The 17,382-nt window shown below is 71.6% G+C and carries 12 protein-coding genes; all 12 read right to left on the reverse strand.

Annotated features, from left to right (window positions below; translation table 11 throughout):
* Positions 1-134 precede the first annotated feature (134 nt).
* Positions 135-389 carry a 50S ribosomal protein L27 gene (gene rpmA, locus OG737_RS09150; RefSeq protein WP_048480572.1) on the reverse strand — a complete coding sequence of 85 codons (255 nt, stop codon included), beginning with the start codon at positions 387-389 and terminating at the stop codon, positions 135-137.
* 13 nt (positions 390-402) lie between these two features.
* A complete protein-coding gene (rplU, locus tag OG737_RS09155; RefSeq protein WP_030715748.1) occupies positions 403-723 on the reverse strand; it encodes a 50S ribosomal protein L21 in 321 nt (106 codons plus the stop codon).
* A gap of 304 nt (positions 724-1,027) precedes the next feature.
* Positions 1,028-5,041 carry a ribonuclease E/G gene (locus OG737_RS09160; RefSeq protein ID WP_405921395.1) on the reverse strand — a complete coding sequence of 1,338 codons (4,014 nt, stop codon included), beginning with the start codon at positions 5,039-5,041 and terminating at the stop codon, positions 1,028-1,030.
* A gap of 234 nt (positions 5,042-5,275) precedes the next feature.
* On the reverse strand, positions 5,276-6,055 hold the full coding sequence (locus OG737_RS09165) for a TIGR03936 family radical SAM-associated protein (protein ID WP_328925705.1): 780 nt from the start codon (positions 6,053-6,055) through the stop codon (positions 5,276-5,278).
* A 127-nt stretch (positions 6,056-6,182) separates the two neighbouring features.
* Complete coding sequence (locus OG737_RS09170) at positions 6,183-7,334, reverse strand: hypothetical protein (protein ID WP_405679958.1); 1,152 nt, start codon at positions 7,332-7,334, stop codon at positions 6,183-6,185.
* A 96-nt stretch (positions 7,335-7,430) separates the two neighbouring features.
* Entirely contained in the window at positions 7,431-9,356 is a 1,926-nt protein-coding gene (locus OG737_RS09175) for a TIGR03960 family B12-binding radical SAM protein (RefSeq protein WP_328925707.1), read from the reverse strand.
* A gap of 73 nt (positions 9,357-9,429) precedes the next feature.
* On the reverse strand, positions 9,430-10,953 hold the full coding sequence (locus OG737_RS09180) for a CHAD domain-containing protein (RefSeq protein WP_405921396.1): 1,524 nt from the start codon (positions 10,951-10,953) through the stop codon (positions 9,430-9,432).
* Between the two features lie 49 nt (positions 10,954-11,002).
* The gene (gene rodA / locus OG737_RS09185; RefSeq protein WP_328925709.1) at positions 11,003-12,202 is read right to left on the reverse strand and encodes a rod shape-determining protein RodA; all 1,200 of its coding nucleotides are present in this window, start codon (positions 12,200-12,202) and stop codon (positions 11,003-11,005) included.
* Between the two features lie 14 nt (positions 12,203-12,216).
* The gene (gene mrdA / locus OG737_RS09190) at positions 12,217-14,388 is read right to left on the reverse strand and encodes a penicillin-binding protein 2 (RefSeq protein WP_405679954.1); all 2,172 of its coding nucleotides are present in this window, start codon (positions 14,386-14,388) and stop codon (positions 12,217-12,219) included.
* 13 nt (positions 14,389-14,401) lie between these two features.
* Positions 14,402-15,109: a rod shape-determining protein MreD gene (mreD, locus tag OG737_RS09195; protein WP_328925711.1), complete on the reverse strand. Its 708-nt coding sequence runs from the start codon at positions 15,107-15,109 to the stop codon at positions 14,402-14,404.
* Positions 15,110-15,122: 13 nt separating this feature from the next.
* The gene (gene mreC, locus OG737_RS09200; protein WP_328925712.1) at positions 15,123-16,070 is read right to left on the reverse strand and encodes a rod shape-determining protein MreC; all 948 of its coding nucleotides are present in this window, start codon (positions 16,068-16,070) and stop codon (positions 15,123-15,125) included.
* 135 nt (positions 16,071-16,205) lie between these two features.
* Complete coding sequence (locus tag OG737_RS09205) at positions 16,206-17,225, reverse strand: rod shape-determining protein (RefSeq protein ID WP_008738981.1); 1,020 nt, start codon at positions 17,223-17,225, stop codon at positions 16,206-16,208.
* Positions 17,226-17,382 lie beyond the last annotated feature (157 nt).

Below are 17,382 nucleotides of genomic sequence, written 5' to 3' on the forward strand. Positions count from 1 at the left end.
GGGCAGGCCTTGCTGCCCATTAAACGTCTGTACGTACCAACACGCCGAGGGCGGACCTCTCTTCCCGGCTTGCGCCGGAAAGAGCTGAGATCCGCCCTCGGGAAGTTACGAACGCTTGATCAGCAGAAGCTGGATCAGGCGGCCGGAACGATGTTGACGACCTTGCGGCCACGGTGCGTGCCGAACTCGACGGCACCGGCCTGCAGCGCGAACAGCGTGTCGTCGCCACCGCGACCGACACCCGAACCCGGGTGGAAGTGGGTGCCGCGCTGGCGGACGAGGATCTCACCAGCGGAGACGACCTGACCGCCGAAGCGCTTCACGCCGAGCCGCTGGGCATTGGAGTCGCGCCCGTTCCGGGTGGACGATGCGCCCTTCTTGTGTGCCATGTCTCAGTCCCTCTTACTTCGCAGCCGCGGGGATACCGGTGACCTTGATCGCCGTGTACTGCTGGCGGTGACCCTGGCGACGGCGGTAGCCGGTCTTGTTCTTGTAGCGCAGGATGTCGATCTTGGCGCCCTTGTGGTGGTCCACGATCTCGGCCGTGACCTTGATGCCGGCCAGGACCCACGGGTCGCTGGTCACGGCGTCGCCGTCGACAACGAGCAGGGTCGAGAGCTCGACCGTGTCGCCAACCTTGGCAGTGGAAATCTTGTCAACCTCAACGATGTCGCCGACAGCAACCTTGTGCTGGCGGCCACCGCTGCGCACGATGGCGTACACGCGGATCTCTCTCTCACTCGGGGCGGATGCTCCTGAAGCCAGCCGCTCAGGAGGACTCCGTCTTCCGACGGGCCCACGCTGATCCGGAATGGACGAGCGGCCTCTCCCATGCCGACGCTTGCGCGTACGAAGCGGGAGGAAGGTGCTCAGGAGCGCGGCGCGCGCTGAACGCTAATCGTTCAAAACACGCCGACGGTCTAGGTTACGGGGCCGGTCCCAAGGGGTCAAACCGGCACCCGCACGGCCGTGGGCCCCGCCTCGCGGCGGGGCCCACGGTCATGCTGCTCTTCTTCGGACGCGTCGATCAGGCTTCGGTCGGAGCCGAGACGGAGGGCAGCGTCTGCTGCTCGGCCGCCGCGGTCTTCTTCGTCGCCCGCTTCGTCGCGGTCTTCTTGGTCGTGGCCGCCTTCTTGGCCACGGTCTTCTTGGCCGCCGTCGCCTTCTTGGCGGTGGTGGCCTTCTTCGCCGCGGTCGCCTTCTTGGCCGGAGCCTTCCGGGCGGCCTTCTTGGCCGGAGCGGCCTCCTCGGCCTCGGCCGGGGCCTGCGGCTCCGGCTCCGGCTCGCTCACCGGGGCCTCCACGACCACCACGGCGGCCTCCGCCGCGCCTGCCGGGGAACCGGCGGGCGCGGTGGCCTTACGGGTGGCACGGCGGCGCGGACGGGCCGGAGCGGCCTCCGCCACCGGGGCCTCCTCGGCCACGGCGACGACCGGCTCGGGCTCGGGCTCGGGCTCGGCGACGAGCGGCTCGGGCTCCGCCACGACGACCGGCTCCGGGGCCACCTCGGCCGCGGGGGCCGGGGCACCCGCCGGGGCGGTGGCCTTACGGGTCGCACGGCGACGGGTGCGGCCCTTGGGGGCCTCCTCGACGGGGGCGGCCTCCACCGTTTCCGCGGCCTCCGCGGCCTCCACGGCCGGCTCCAGGACCGTGTCGGCCGGCTCGGTGACCGGCTCGGCGACGACCTCGGCGACGGCCTCGGCCGCGGGGGCCGGTGCCTGCGCCGGAGCGGTCGCACCGCGCGGGGCGCCCGCCGGAGCGGTCGCCTTGCGGGTGGCACGGCGACGGTTGCGGCGGCCGCTCAGGCCCGCCGCGGCCTCCGCCTCGGCGGGGCTGCTGTACAGCTCCTCGTCCGCGACGAACTCGGGCTCGGGCAGCGCCTGCGGCGCGGCGGCCTCGGCGGCCACCTCGGCCTCGGACTCGAACTCCACCTCGACCGTCTCGACCTCGTGGTCGTGCTGGTCGAACTCCGCCTTGCCACCGCGGCGCTTGGAACGCTTGCCGTTGCCGCCGCCGCCGATCGCGGTCGGCTGCTCCATGTGCACGATGACACCGCGGCCGTTGCAGTGGACGCAGGTCTCGGAGAAGGACTCCAGCAGACCCTGGCCCACCCGCTTGCGGGTCATCTGGACCAGGCCCAGCGAGGTGACCTCGGCCACCTGGTGCTTGGTCCGGTCACGGCCCAGGCACTCCAGCATGCGCCGCAGGACCAGGTCGCGGTTGGACTCCAGGACCATGTCGATGAAGTCGATGACGACGATGCCGCCCAGGTCGCGCAGCCGCAGCTGGCGCACGATCTCCTCGGCCGCCTCCAGGTTGTTCCTGGTGACGGTCTCTTCGAGGTTGCCGCCCTGACCGGTGAACTTGCCGGTGTTGACGTCGATGACGATCATCGCTTCGGTCTTGTCGATCACGAGCGAGCCGCCCGAGGGCAGCCACACCTTGCGGTCGAGCGCCTTGGCGAGCTGCTCGTCGATCCGGTACGTCGCGAAGACGTCGACCTCGGAGGTCCAGCGGGACAGCCGGTCGGTCAGGTCCGGGGCCACGTGGTTCACGTAGCCGTGGATGGTCTCCCAGGCGCCGTCACCGCTGACGATGACCTTCGAGAAGTCCTCGTTGAAGATGTCGCGCACGACACGGACGGTCATGTCCGGCTCGCCGTACAGCAGGCTCGGCGAAGAGGTCGAGATCTGCTTCGACTTCTTCTGGATGTCCTCCCACTGGGCCTGCAGACGCTCGACGTCGCGGCGCAGCTCGTCCTCGCTCGCACCCTCGGCGGCGGTGCGCACGATGACGCCCGCGTCCTCGGGGACGATCTTCTTGAGGATGGTCTTCAGACGCGCGCGCTCGGTGTCGGGCAGCTTGCGGCTGATGCCGGTCATCGAGCCCTCGGGCACGTAGACCAGGTAGCGGCCGGGCAGCGAGACCTGGCTGGTCAGGCGGGCGCCCTTGTGGCCGATCGGGTCCTTGGTGACCTGCACCAGGACCGACTGGCCGGACTTGAGGGCGGACTCGATGCGGCGCGGCCCGTTGGCCATGCCGAGCGCCTCGAAGTTGACCTCACCGGCGTACAGGACCGCGTTGCGGCCCTTGCCGATGTCGATGAAGGCGGCCTCCATGGACGGCAGCACGTTCTGGACCTTGCCCAGGTAGACGTTGCCGACGTACGAGGTGGCCTCTTCCTTGTTGACGTAGTGCTCGACGAGCACGTTGTCCTCGAGGACGCCGATCTGGGTGCGCTCGCCGGACTGGCGGACGACCATGACTCGCTCGACGGCCTCACGGCGGGCCAGGAACTCGGCCTCGGTGATGATCGGGACGCGGCGGCGGCCCTGCTCGCGGCCCTCGCGGCGGCGCTGCTTCTTCGCCTCCAGGCGGGTCGAGCCCTTGATGGACTGGACCTCGTCTGTGCCCGAACCGGGTTCGGCCTTCTCGCGGGCCGGGCGCGGCTCGCGGACCTTGACGACGGTGCGTACGCCGTCCTCCTCGCCCGCCTCGGCGGCCTCGGCAGCGGTTTCGCCACTGCGGCGACGGCGACGGCGGCGACGGCGGCTGGAGCTGGAGCCGAGGGCCTCGTCGGCCTCGTCGAACTCGGCGGCCTCTTCTTCGCCCTCGGCCTCCTGCTCGGCGGCCTCGGCCTCTTCCTCGGCCTCTTCCTCGGCGGCCTCGTCGAGGTCGGCGGACTCGCCACGACGGCGACGACGGCCACCGCGACGGCGACGGCGCGAGGGACGCTCGCCCGACTCGTCGCCCTCCTCGAACTCGGCGGACTCCTCTTCGAGCTCAGCCTCGGGCTCCTCCTCGGCGAGTACCTCGGGGAGGGAGACCGGCGCGGACTCGGCGACCGGGGCGGCCTCGGCGGCGCCGCGCCCACGACGACGGCGGCGGCCGGCGGGCTGCGGGGCGGAGGTCTGGACGACCTCGGCCGCGGCCTCCGTCTCCTCCTCCTCGATCTCTTCGGCCGGGGCGGCGGCGCGGGCGGCCGCGGCGGCCATGGCCGCGGTCTCGGGCGTCTGGAACATCGGCTCGGCGAAGACCGGGGCCTGGAAGACGGCCACGGCGGGGCGCGCGGCACGGCGGGCACGGGCCGGGGCCGCGGGCTGGGCGCTCTCGGCGGGCTGGGCGGCGGGCTGCGCGGGGGCGGCCGGAGCGGTGGAACGGGTGGCGCGGCGGCGGCCGCCGCGCTTCGGGGAGTCCAGGGCGTCGGCCACGGTGAAGGCGCGGGCGGCGGCCTTGGGGGCCTCCTCGGCCACGGCGGGAGCCTCGTCCTCGACGGGGGCGGTGGCGGCCGGGGCGGCGACGGCGCGGGTGGCACGGCGGCGGGCACGCGGAGCCGGAGCGGCCGGAGCCTCCTCGGCCTCCTCGACCACGGCGGCCGGGGCCTCCGCGACCGGAGCCGGGGCGGCTTCGACGACCGGAGCCGGGGCGGCCTCGGCGGCCGGGGCGGCGACGGCGCGGGTCGCACGGCGGCGGGCACGCGGAGCCGGAGCGGCCGGAGCCTCCTCGACCTCCTCGACCTCCTCGGCCACGGGCTCGGCCGGGGCGGCCACGGCCTCGGGCGCGGCGACGGCGCGGGTCGCACGGCGGCGGGCACGCGGGGCGGGAGCGGCCGGAGCCTCCTCCTCGGCCACGGGCGCGGCCTCGGCGACCGGAGCCTCGGGGGCTGCGACGGCGCGGGTGGCACGGCGGCGGGCACGCGGAGCGGGAGCGGCGGGCTCCTCGGCGACGGCGGCGGGGGTCTCCACGACCGGGGCGGCCGGGGCGGCGGCCTCGGCGACAGCCTCGGCGGCAGCGGTCTCGGGGGCGGCCACGGCGCGGGTCGCGCGGCGGCGGGTACGGGCGGGGGCGGCGGCCGGAGCGGCCTCCTCCACGGGGGCGGCCGGGGCGGCCTCCGCCACCGGGGTCGCCTCTGCGGCGGCGGCGCCGGGCGGCCCGGCGGGCCGGGAGGCGGCGCGGCGGCGCCTGCGCGGAGGCAGGTTGTCGCTCGGGCTGCCGTTGTCGGCGTTACCGGCGGTGGTGGTGTCGTTTTCGTTGTTGAGCATTGCGGGCGGTTCTCCCGTCACGCTCCCGGGCGCCGCGGCTGACTTCCGGTCCGGCACGGCTCCGCGTAATGAGCGCGGAACCGGCCTCCGGGGCGCGTTCGCCACACGGGAGCTCAGTTCATGGCCGCCGGTTCCGTACGTGTTGTCCGTACGGCCTGGCGGAAGTCTTCAGGTCAGTGCGCGGCCCGACCCAGGTGGCTCCCGAGTGCCAGGGCTGCGCGACGACGACGTTCCTTACGCGGCGGGACCTTCCGGCGCCTTCGCGTCGGCGGCTACGGCGGCCGTGGGTGGAGCGGCCGTATCAGCCTCGCGGTCGGGCGCGAGCGGGTCGGTCACCGTGCCGGACTCCTCGTCGAAGAGCCCCTGCGCCAGCCTGGTCACCGCTGAGGGGACCGGCGGCGCCAGGTCGGCCACAGCTCGGAGACCGGACAGGACGTCGTCGGGTCGCACGGCAGGTGTCAGATGCCGAACAACCAGCCGCAGTATCGCACAGGCATTGTCCAGGGGCCTATCAGCCTGGGCGGGAAGGGCCTCCAGAGTGACGACGGCGCCGCGCGTGTCGAAGGTCCGCATTCCGTTCTTGGTGCGGCGCTGCACCTCCACGGTCTCGGCGGCGAGGAAGGCCGCCACGGCCCGCTCGGCCTCGGCGGGCTCCACGCCGTCCAGGCGCAGCTCCCACACGGAGGCGGTGAGCCGGTCCGCGAGGCCCGAGGTGCGGGCCTCCACGGCGTCGATGATGTCGAGCCCGGCCGGCATCGACTCGTCGAGCAGCTCGCGGAGCTTCTCGGGGTCGCGGGGCGCGGCGAGGGCGATCTCCAGGTATTCGGCCTCGCTGCCGGTCCCGGTCGGGGCGGCGTTCGCGTACGAGACGCGGGGGTGCGGGGTGAAGCCGGCCGAGTACGCCATCGGCACCTCGGCCCGGCGCAGGGCCCGCTCGAAGGCGCGCTGGAAATCGCGGTGGCTGGTGAACCGGAGGCGGCCGCGCTTGGTGTAGCGCAGTCGGATGCGCTGCACCACCGGTGCGGGAGGCGGGCCTTCGGGCTGTCGCTTGCCCAGTGGTTCTTCTCCTTGTGCGGGGCTCCGCGGCTCGCGCGTCGCCCTGAGCGTCTGTGGGACCTGCCGGCCACGCCCTGCCTCCGGCTCACCCCTGCCGTTCGTGCAGGGAGATCTCGGGAGCGGGCGTGTTGCCTGCGGCTGTCGTACTACCCAGAGTACGCGCCCGTGACCTCGCCGGTTCCCGGGGCGGAGGACCGAAGAGCGCCTGCCGTACGGAGGCCCGCGCCTCCCGCACCGCGAGCCGCGAGCTGCGCCACACCTCTCGGACGAGGTGTCCGGCGGGAGTGAGCACCTGGCGGCGGACCCAGGCGGCGGGCCGGGCGACCAGGCCCCGCCACAGCCACAGGAGTCCGCGGCCGACGGCCCGGCTGACGCGGCCGGCGAGGTGCCAGACGGCGGCGGCGAAGTGTCCGAGGGGTGTGAGCACGTACCGGTACAGGCCCCGTGCGGCCCAGGCGACGCCCTGCCCGAGCGGGGTCAGGACAAAGCGGTACGTCCCGGCCGCGACCGGGACGACGGCGTACCGCCACAGGGCGACCCACGGCCAGACGAACAGGGCCTTCGCCAGCCAGCCCAGCGCGGCCCCGGTGCCGCGGGCCAGCCGGGCCAGGCCGCGGCCGGCCGGGACCAGGACGTACCGGTACAGCCCCTGGGCCAGCCAGGCGATGCCCCGGGCCGACGGCAGCAGCAGGTACCGGTACACGGCGGTGAGCGTCCAGACGACCGCGCCGCCGGCCGGCCGCAGCAGGTACCGGTACAGCGCGGCGGCTCCCGGGACGACCGCGTACCGCCACAGCGCCACCCAAGGCCACACGAACAGGGCCTTCGCCAGCCATCCGACCGCCTGCCCCAGGGGGACGAGGACCCAGCGCCACAGGGCGGCGCCCGCGGGCGCGAGGACGTGATCCCACAGCGCGGCCCACGGCCAGTAGAAGACGGCGAGGGCCAGCCACTTCAGGACCGTTCCCGTCCAGCGGGCCAGCCAGGCCAGTCCGCGCCCGAGCGGCGTCAGGACGTACCGGTCGAGCCGGGTGAACAGCCAGGCCACCGCGTCGCCGGCCGGGCGCAGGGCGTGGCGGTGCACGCCGCGCGCCACCAGGACCAGCAGGTCCCAGGCCATCCGCAGCGGGAGCACGATCACCACGGCCAGGATCCGCACCGGGATCCGGACGAGCGCGAAGACGCAGCCCTCGCCGCCGGGTTCCGGCTCGTGCCGGCCGTGTTTCTCCAGGTCCATACCTACGACGACGCAGCACGGGCCCGAGCCGTTGCACGTGAGATGCCCCCCACCGTTCCCGGTGAGGGGCATCTCGCGGGCTGCGTCAGCCCGAGGTCACTTCACGACCGACAGCGGCAGCAGCTTCTTGCCGGTCGGGCCGATCTGAATGTCCAAGTCGAGCTGCGGACAGACACCGCAGTCGAAGCACGGGGTCCAGCGGCAGTCGTCGACCTCGGTCTCGTCGAGGGCGTCCTGCCAGTCCTCCCAGAGCCAGTCCTTGTCGAGACCGGAGTCCAGGTGGTCCCAGGGCAGGACCTCCTCGTACGTGCGCTCACGGGTCGTGTACCAGGCCACGTCCACGCCGTACGCGGGCAGCGTCTTCTCCGCCGCTTCCATCCAGCGGTCGTAGGAGAAGTGCTCGCGCCAGCCGTCGAAGCGGCCGCCGGACTCGTACACGGCGCGGATGACGTCGCCGATGCGGCGGTCACCGCGCGAGAGCAGGCCCTCGACGATGCCCGGCTTGCCGTCGTGGTAGCGGAAGCCGATGGAGCGGCCGTACTTCTTGTCGCCGCGGATCTTGTCGCGGAGCTTGCCCAGGCGGGCGTCCGTCTCCTCGGCCGACAGCTGCGGCGCCCACTGGAACGGGGTGTGCGGCTTCGGCACGAAACCGCCGATGGACACCGTGCACCGGATGTCGTTCTGGCCGGAGACCTCGCGCCCCTTGGCGATGACGTTGACCGCCATGTCGCCGATCTGGAGCACGTCCTCGTCGGTCTCGGTCGGCAGGCCGCACATGAAGTACAGCTTCACCTGGCGCCAGCCGTTGCCGTACGCCGTGGAGACGGTCCGGATCAGGTCCTCTTCCGAGACCATCTTGTTGATGACCTTGCGCATGCGCTCGGAGCCGCCCTCGGGGGCGAAGGTCAGCCCGGAGCGGCGGCCGTTGCGGGTCAGCTCGTTGGCCAGGTCCACGTTGAACGCGTCCACACGGGTCGACGGCAGGGACAGGCCCACCTTGTCGTCCGTGTAGCGGTCCGCGAGGCCCTTGGCGATGTCCGCGATCTCGGTGTGGTCCGCGGAGGACAGCGACAGGAGGCCGACCTCCTCGAAGCCCGTGGCCTTCAGCCCGCGCTCCACCATCTCGCCGATGCCGGTGATGCTTCGCTCCCGCACGGGGCGCGTGATCATGCCGGCCTGGCAGAAACGGCAGCCTCGGGTGCAGCCCCGGAAGATCTCCACAGACATCCGCTCGTGGACGGTCTCGGCGAGCGGGACCAGCGGCTGCTTGGGGTAGGGCCACTCGTCGAGGTCCATGACGGTGTGCTTGGACACGCGCCACGGCACGCCGGAGCGGTTGGGCACCACACGGCCGATGCGGCCGTCCGGCAGGTACTCGACGTCGTAGAAACCGGGGACGTAGACGTTGCCGGTCTTGGCGAGACGGAGGAGGACCTCCTCGCGCCCGCCCGGCCGGCCCTCCGCCTTCCACGTGCGGATGATCTCGGTCATGTCGAGGACGGCCTGCTCGCCGTCGCCGATGACCGCGCAGTCGATGAACTCCGCGATCGGCTCGGGGTTGAAGGCCGCGTGGCCGCCCGCGAGGACGATCGGGTGGTCGACCGTGCGGTTCCTGGCCTCGAGCGGGATGCCCGCGAGGTCGAGCGCCGTGAGCATGTTCGTGTAGCCCAGCTCCGTGGAGAAGGACAGGCCGAACACGTCGAAGGCGGAGACCGGGCGGTGGCTGTCCACGGTGAATTGCGGCACGTTGTGCTCGCGCATCAGTTCTTCGAGGTCGGGCCACACGCTGTAGGTGCGCTCGGCGAGCACGCCCTCGCGCTCGTTGAGCACCTCGTAGAGGATCATGACGCCCTGGTTGGGCAGCCCGACTTCGTACGCGTCCGGGTACATCAGCGCCCAGCGGACGTCGCAGCTCTCCCACGGCTTCACCGTGGAGTTGAGCTCACCACCGACGTACTGGATGGGCTTCTGCACGTGCGGAAGCAGGGCCTCAAGCTGAGGGAAGACCGACTCGGTCATCACGCGACTTTCGTGAAGCGGGCAAGGGGGCAGCTCTCAAGCGTACCCCCAGGCTCAGGCGCCTCCACCCACATGATCATCCCAGTGCGGCCCTCAGCCCATGTCCGGAGGCCTTCGCCCAGATGTCCGGAAGCTCCTGTTCGCGCCGTGCGGCCAGGGCCTCCTCGTGGGCATAGAGCACGCCCCAGGTGAAGGCGGACTCCCCCGCGCCCGCCGCCTGGACGGCGAGGCCGTGCAGGGCGTCGCGGGCGACCACGCTGTCCTGGTGGTCACCGAGCAGGGTCTGGACCGACTTCATCGCCTTGGCCAGGCGTTTCGCCGGTTTGCCGAGCGCGGGCGTGGCCGCCTCCGCCGCGTACCGGGCGCGCTTGGCGGCCTTGCGGGCCTCGTGCAGGGCCAGGTCGCGCTCGTGGCCCTCGGCGAGGGCGAGCGCCGTGTCGACCCGGCCGGCGAGGCGCTCGAAGTCGCGCAGCACGGCCTTCGGCAGGACGCGCTCCGCCCGGCCGCGGGCGGCCTTGCGCAGCGGGGGCGCGTCCAGCATGACGTCGAGGGAGTCCAGCAGGGCGAGGTAGCGCGCGCTGTCGAGCGCGGCCAGGGCCCGGCGGCGGGATCCGGAGCGGCGGGTGGCGTTCCACGTCCGCAGCCGGCCGCGGACCGGGCCGAGCAGCAGGGTGCGCGGCAGTTCGTCGAGGCGGGCCTGGATCCGCTCCAGCAGGACCTCCTGGTCGCGGTCGACGCCGAGTTCGGCGGCGAGCCAGCGCAGTTCCTCGCCGATCGGGTCGGTGACGGTCCGGTCCAGCACCTTGCGGTACGTCTTGAAGGCGCTGCGCAGGCGGCGGGAGGCGACCCGCATCTGGTGGACGGAGTCCGGCAGGCCCCGCCGCACCGCCGGGTCCTGGGCGATCAGGGCGCCGAGCTGTTCGCGCAGGTACGCCAGGACGTACGCGCCCGCCGTACCGTCGGAGCCCCCGCCCCCGGGCCGGGCCGGGGGCGCCGTGCCGGTCTCGGCCAGCGCCCGGGCGAGCTTCGAGGGGGCGGCGGAGACCTTCAGCCCGGCCTTGCGGAACGTCTTCTCGACCGCGTCGAGCAGCCCGGGGTCGACCCCGTCGGCGAGCTCCACCTCGACCTCGGTCCAGTCGGCGGTGGCCTCGCCCCGCTCGGCCCGTACCGTGTCGGTGCTCAGTTCCGCGAGCACGGCTCCGTCGGCGTCCAGGAGATGGCTGACCCGGCGCGAGGAGAGGAGCCTGACCTGCGGCTCCAGCGCGGCGCCGCGTACCCGGGAGCGGAGCAGGGCGGCCAGCGGGCGCGGGACGGTGTCGTCGCCGAGCGGGGCCCCGATCTCGTCGCGCACTCCCGGGGAGACGGGCAGTTTGAGGTGCCAGCCGGCGTCGGCCCCGCCCGTTCTGCGCCGCAGGGTGAGACCGTCGGCCGCGAGCCGCTGGTCGGGGGTGTCGTAGTAGACGGCGTCGAGGTCGACGGTGCCCTGGTCGGAGACGGCCGCGATCGCGGCCGTGCCCGTCAGGTCCGGCACCCCGTGCCGGGCCGACTTCGACTGAGTGAACTCGAATTTCCGCTCGATCTCGCGTTTCGTGTCCGCCATAGACCGAACTTAGTCCTGAACGGATCACGGCGGCAGGGTGAACGGAGCATCAGGCCGACAATGGTCGCTGCACCTTGATCGACTGCAGTAGTCCGACCGCGATCCACACCGCGAACATCGATGACCCGCCGTACGACACGAACGGCAGCGGAAGGCCGGCCACCGGCATGATCCCGAGGTTCATCCCGATGTTCTCGAAGGACTGGAAGGCGAACCACGCGATGATCCCGGCGCACACGATCGTCCCGTAGAGCTCGGTGGTCTCCCGCGCGATCATGCAGGCCCGCCACAGGATGATGCCGAGCAGCAGCAGGATCAGTCCGGCCCCGACGAAGCCGAGCTCCTCGCCCGCCACGGTGAAGACGAAGTCCGTCTGCTGCTCCGGCACGAACTGGCCGGTGGTCTGTGAGCCCTTGAAGAGGCCGGAGCCGGTCAGACCGCCGGAGCCGATCGCGATGCGCGCCTGGTTGGTGTTGTAGCCGACGCCCGCGGGGTCGAGCTCGGGGTTGGCGAAGGCCGCGAAGCGGTTGATCTGGTACTCGTCCAGGACGCCGAGCTGCCATATCAGGACGGCCCCGCCCACGCCCGAGCCGATCAGGCCCAGCACCCAGCGGTTGGAGGCGCCCGAGCCCAGCAGCACGCCGAGCACGATGACGACCATGACCATGACGGACCCGAGGTCGGGCATCAGCATGACGATGCCCATCGGGGCGGCGGCCAAGCAGAGCGCCTTGACGACCGTGCGGTGGTCCGGGTGGGTGAGGTCGCCCGCGTCCACCCTGGTGGCCAGCAGGATCGCCATGACCAGGATGATCGTGATCTTCACGAACTCGGAGGGCTGGAGGGAGAATCCGCCGCCGATCACGATCCACGCGTGGGCGCCGTTGATGGTGGCGCCGAGCGGGGTGAGCACGGCGAGGATGAGCACGAGCGAGAGCCCGTAGAGGACCGGCACCGCTCCGCGCAGGGTGCGGTGGCCGAGCCAGACGGTGCCGATCATCAGCACCAGGCCGATGCCGGTGTTCAGGGCGTGCCGGGCCAGGAAGTAGTACGGGTCGCCCTGGTTCAGCTGGGTCCTGTTACGGGTCGCCGACCACACCAGCAGGGAGCCGATGAAGGACAGGGCGAGCGCGGAGAGGAGTATCGGCCAGTCGAGCCGGCGCACCACCGAGTCGCGGGCGGTGAGTTTGGCCATCGCCCCGCGCTCGGGCGCGTACCGGGAGACGGAGAACTTGTTGGCGGTCTGCATGTCGGTTTCGGTCCTCAGTCCTGCCGCGCGGAGGGCGGCCCGGCGAGCACGGGCGGCGCCGGCTCCTCCGGGGACGGCGGCACGTACGGCCTGATCTCGGGGGAGTCGATGGAGCCGTCGGGGCGGATCTTGGGCAGTTTGGCCTCGGGCTGGAGCAGCAGGGCCTTCTTCAGGTCCTGCTTGCCCTCCATGTCGAGGCCGTAGATGGCGTTGTAGAGGGCGCGGACCGCCGGGCCGCAGGCCCCGGAGCCGGTGCCGCCCTGGGAGATCGTCATGACGATCGCGAAGTCGTCGGTGTACGTCGCAAGCCACGACGTGGTCTGCTTGCCGTACACCTGGGCGGTGCCGGTCTTGGCCCGCATCGGGATCTTGTCCAGCGGCCACCCCCCGAACCGCCAGGCGGCGGTGCCGCCGGGCTCGACGACCATCCGCAGGCCCCTGTCGAGGTTGCCGATGGTCTCGGCGTCGACCGGCAGCCTGCCGTGGGGCTTGGGCTTGATCATATCGATGCGCTTGCCGTCGGGGCTGATCACGGCCTTGCCGACCGTGGGGTCGTAGAGGGTGCCGCCGTTGCTGATGGCGGAGTAGGCGGTGGCCATCTGGATGGGGGTGACGAGGACGTCGCCCTGGCCGATGGCGAAGTTGATGCTGTCGAACGCCTTCAGCTGGTTGCCTTCGAGGCAGCTCTCGTAGGCGATCTGCTCGACGTAGGTGCCGCCCTTCTTGCCCTGCTTGCACCAGGCGTCCTTGTTGGCCGCCCAGAAGTTCTTCTTCCAGCGGCGGTCGGGGATGCGGCCGGTCACCTCGTTCGGCAGGTCGATCCCGGTCTCGGAGCCGAGTCCGAATTCACGGGCGGTCCGGTAGAACCAGTCGTGGGCGTCCTTCTTGGGCGTGAGGCCGCCGTCGCGCTGCCACTCCTTGTGCCCGAGGGCGTAGAAGACGGTGTTGCAGGAGAACTTGAGGGCCTCGGCGAGGGTGATGGGGCCGTGCCCCTTGGACTCGAAGTTCGCGAAGCTCCGGCCGCCCATGTTGTAGGACGCGCTGCAGTTGTACTTGTCGTCGAAGGCGTAGCCGGCCCGGACGGCCGCGCTCGCCGAGACCACCTTGAAGATGGAGCCCGCGGGAGCCTGGCCCTGGATGGCCCGGTTGAGCAGCGGGTAGTTGGAGTTCTTGCTGGTGAGGTTGGCGTAGTCCTTGCCGGAGATGCCGCCGACCCAGGCGTTGGGGTCGTAGTCGGGCTGGGAGGCCATCGCGACGACGCGGCCGGTCTTGGTCTCCATGACGACGACGGCGCCCGAGTCGGCCTCGTACTTGCGGCCGGTGATGTTGTCGGTCTCCTGACGGACGGTCTTCATCGCCTGCTGGAGCTCGTACTCGGCGACGGACTGGACCCGTGCGTCGATGCTGGTGATGAGGGTGGATCCGGGCACGCCCGGGTCGGCCTCGGTCTGGTGCATGACCCGGCCGAGGTTGTCGACCTCGTACGAGGTGACGGCCGCCTTGCCGCGCAACTGCTTGTCATAGGTGCGTTCGATTCCGGAGCGGCCGACCTGGTCGGAGCGCAGATGCGGAGAGTCCGTGTCCTTGGCCTTCTGGATCTCCTCGTCGGTGACCGGCGAGAGGTAGCCGAGCACCTGTGAGGTACGGGCCCCGGCGGGTGCCGGGTAGCGGCGGACGGCGGTGGGCTCCGCGGTGATGCCGGGGAATTCCTCGGGGCGTTCGCGCAGCTGCAGCGCCTGCTGCGTCGTGGCTTCGAGGGTGATGGGAATCGGCTGGTACGGGGAGCCGTTCCAGCAGGGCTTCGGGGTCTGGGAGTCGCAGAGCCGGACCTTTTCCATGACCTCCTTGGCGGTCATGTCCAGGACGTCGGCGAGGCGCGTCATGACGCCCTTGCCCCGGTCCTTCATCTTCATCAGCGCCGTGCGGCTGGCGGAGACGACCAGGCGGGTCTCGTTGTCGGCGAGCGGCACGCCCCGGGCATCGAGGACCGACCCGCGCACAGCGGGCCGGACGACCCGCTGGACGTGGTTGCTCTTCGCCTCGTGGTAGTACTCCTCGCCGTTGCGGATCTGGAGGTACCAGAGGCGCCCGCCGAGGGTGACCAGCATCGAGAGGACGAGTACCTGGATGATGACGAGCCGGATCTGCACCCGGGAGGTGCGGCCGGTCTCCGGAACGTTGGTCACGCCTGCTCCTCCCTCACAGCTTCTTGATGCTCTTCACACCCTTGAACGGCTTGACGCCCTTTATGCGGACGGCCTTGTTGGCCCGGGACCGGGCGGTCTTCAGACGCAGGCCTCCGCGCTGGCTGCCGATGCGCAGGCCGGTACCGCCGGCCAGCCAGCCGGAGGAGACGTCGGCGGCCTTGCCGGCGGGGCCGCCGCCGGCCTCGACGGCCATCGGGTCGTTCTCGGCACGCCGGGCCAGCGCCATGATGAACGGCACGGTGAACGGCGCGAGCAGCAGGTCGTAGAGGGTGGCGGTGAACAGCAGCCCGGTCAGGCCCACGTGGCGGGCGGCCGTGTCGCCGACGAGCGCGCCCACGCTCGCGTAGAGCAGGGTGGAGCCGATCGCGGCGGCGACGACGGTGAGCATCGGGCCCCAGGCGGAACGGAACCGCCCGTTGTCGGGGCGGACCAGGCCGGCCACGTAGCCGATGACGCACAGGACGAGTGCGTACCGTCCGGCGGCGTGGTCGGCGGGCGGTGCCAGGTCGGCGAGGAGGCCGGCGGAGAAGCCGATGAGGGCGCCGCTGACGTGCCCGTACACGAGCGCGAGGGCGACGACGGTGAGCAGCACCAGGTCGGGCACGGCGCCGGGCAGTTGGAGCCGGCCGAGAACGGTGACCTGGATGACGAGCGCGACCACGACGAGGGTGGCCGAGAGCAGGATCCGGTTGAAGCGCATGGTCGGTCTGCTCCTAGTCGTCGGCCGGCTTGCCGGGCACACTGGCGGACCCCGAGGGCGTGACCGTGACGGTGACCGTGGGGGTGGGCTTGGGGGCCTCGGGCTTGGGCGGCAGGACGGCGTCGCGCGGGTCCTCGCGCGGCGGCATCACGACGACGCCGACGATGTCCAGGCGCGAGAAGCCGACGAACGGGCGTACCCAGACCGTGCGGGTCAGGTCGCCGCGCGAGGGATCGACCTTGACGACCTCGCCGATCGGCACGCCGGGCACGAAGGGCTTGTTGCCGCGCGAGCCGAAGGTGACCAGGCGGTCCCCGGGGCTGACCTTGGCCTTGCCGTTGAGCATCTGGACGGACAGCGCGCGGTCGCCCTGGCCGGTGGCGAAGCCGAGTTCGCCGGTCTTCTCCAGGCGGGTCCCGACGGTGAAGTCCGGGTCGTTGGCGAGGACGACGGTGGCGGTGTCCGGGCCGACGGTGCTGACCCGGCCGACGAGTCCGTCGCCGTTCAGGACGGTCATGTCGCGCTCGATGCCGTCCTTGCTGCCGGCGTCGATGGTGACGGTCCAGGAGAAGCCCTGGGCCGCTCCTATGGCGATGACCTCGGCGCCCTTGATGCCGTACTGTCCGGCGCCGGCCCGCTTGAGCATCTCGTCGAGCTCGTGGATGCGGCTGCGGGTCTGGTCGTCGCTGCCCAGTTTCGCCTTCAGGGCCGCGTTCTGCTGCTCCAGCACGGCGATGCGGTTGTGGCGCTCGCCGGAGTCCCGTACCGCCCCTATGGCGTTGGCGACCGGGTCGACGGCGGTCGCCACGCCCTTCTCGACCGGGCCGAAGACCGCTGCCGCGGCCTGTCGGGCACCGTCGACCGGAGACTCCTCGCCTGCCCTGATGTCCACCGTGATCAATGCGAACGCGATGGCGATCAGAAGCACCAGGAGCAGCCGGCTTTCTCGTGTGTCCCTCACGTGCGGCGGCCGTGCCTTCCTCGTCGGAATGTTGTTTTGCCTGTATATCAACGATCCGCCGCACGGGCTCGGTAGCACCCGTACGGCGGATCCTTGTGTGTTCCGCATGGTCCCTCCGGCTCGGAGGGGTGTGTGTCAGCGACGGGGCTGGGCGTCCAGGACCTGCTGCAGTGCCTCGAACTCCTCGACGCACTTGCCCGATCCGAGGGCGACGGAGTCGAGCGGGTCCTCGGCGATGTGGATGGGCATGCCCGTCTCACGGCGCAGCCGCTCGTCGAGGCCGCGCAGCAGGGCGCCGCCGCCGGTCAGGACGATGCCGCGGTCCATGATGTCGCCGGAGAGTTCCGGCGGGCACTTGTCGAGGGTGGTCTTGACGGCGTCGACGATGGCGTTGACGGGCTCCTCGATCGCCTTGCGGACCTCGGCGGCCGAGATGACGACCGTCTTGGGCAGGCCGGAGACCAGGTCTCGGCCGCGGATCTCGGTGTGCTCGTCCTTGTCGAGGTCGTACGCCGACCCGATGGTGATCTTGATCTGCTCGGCGGTGCGCTCGCCGAGGAGGAGCGAGTACTCCTTCTTGATGTGCTGGATGATCGCGTTGTCCAGCTCGTCACCGGCAACCCGGATGGACTGTGCCGTGACGATTCCGCCGAGGGAGATGACGGCGACCTCGGTGGTGCCGCCGCCGATGTCCACGACCATGTTTCCGGTGGCCTCGTGGACGGGCAGGCCCGAGCCGATGGCGGCGGCCATGGGCTCTTCGATGATGTGCACCTGACGGGCGCCGGCCTGCGTGGACGCCTCGATCACGGCGCGGCGCTCGACTCCGGTGATGCCGGAGGGAACGCAGACCACGACACGCGGACGGGCCAGGTAGCGGCGCTTGTGGATCTTGAGGATGAAGTACCGGAGCATACGCTCGGTGATCTCGAAGTCGGCGATGACGCCGTCCTTGAGGGGCCGTACGGCGACGATGTTGCCGGGCGTGCGCCCGATCATCTTCTTCGCCTCGGAGCCGACCGCCAGAATGCCACCGGTGTTCGTGTTGATGGCGACCACGGACGGCTCGTTCAGGACGATCCCCCGGCCCCTCACGTACACCAGCGTGTTGGCGGTCCCGAGGTCGATCGCCATGTCACGGCCGATGAACGACATGTTGTTCCCCTTGTTCCCCATGAGGAGCGTCTGGCCTTCCAGTTGATAGCGGCTGCTGTCAGGTCGGCGAGGTGGGTGTGTGGGTGGAGGCCCCATCGTAGTGCCGGGAGTACGGACACCGCGCGACGGGACTCCGGCAATCCCGCCGGAATGGATA

This window comes from Streptomyces sp. NBC_00122 (assembly GCF_045160845.1).
Classification (GTDB): domain Bacteria; phylum Actinomycetota; class Actinomycetes; order Streptomycetales; family Streptomycetaceae; genus Streptomyces.

Excerpts from the sequence above, each read along its gene's own strand:
- OG737_RS09180 (WP_405921396.1), bottom strand. The coding sequence starts at position 10,953 with ATGGCGGACACGAAACGCGAGATCGAGCGGAAATTCGAGTTCACTCAG.
- rodA (WP_328925709.1), bottom strand. The coding sequence starts at position 12,202 with ATGCAGACCGCCAACAAGTTCTCCGTCTCCCGGTACGCGCCCGAGCGC.
- OG737_RS09170 (WP_405679958.1), bottom strand. The coding sequence starts at position 7,334 with ATGGACCTGGAGAAACACGGCCGGCACGAGCCGGAACCCGGCGGCGAG.
- rpmA (WP_048480572.1), bottom strand. The coding sequence starts at position 389 with ATGGCACACAAGAAGGGCGCATCGTCCACCCGGAACGGGCGCGACTCC.
- OG737_RS09160 (WP_405921395.1), bottom strand. The coding sequence starts at position 5,041 with ATGCTCAACAACGAAAACGACACCACCACCGCCGGTAACGCCGACAAC.
- OG737_RS09205 (WP_008738981.1), bottom strand. The coding sequence starts at position 17,225 with ATGTCGTTCATCGGCCGTGACATGGCGATCGACCTCGGGACCGCCAAC.
- mreD (WP_328925711.1), bottom strand. The coding sequence starts at position 15,109 with ATGCGCTTCAACCGGATCCTGCTCTCGGCCACCCTCGTCGTGGTCGCG.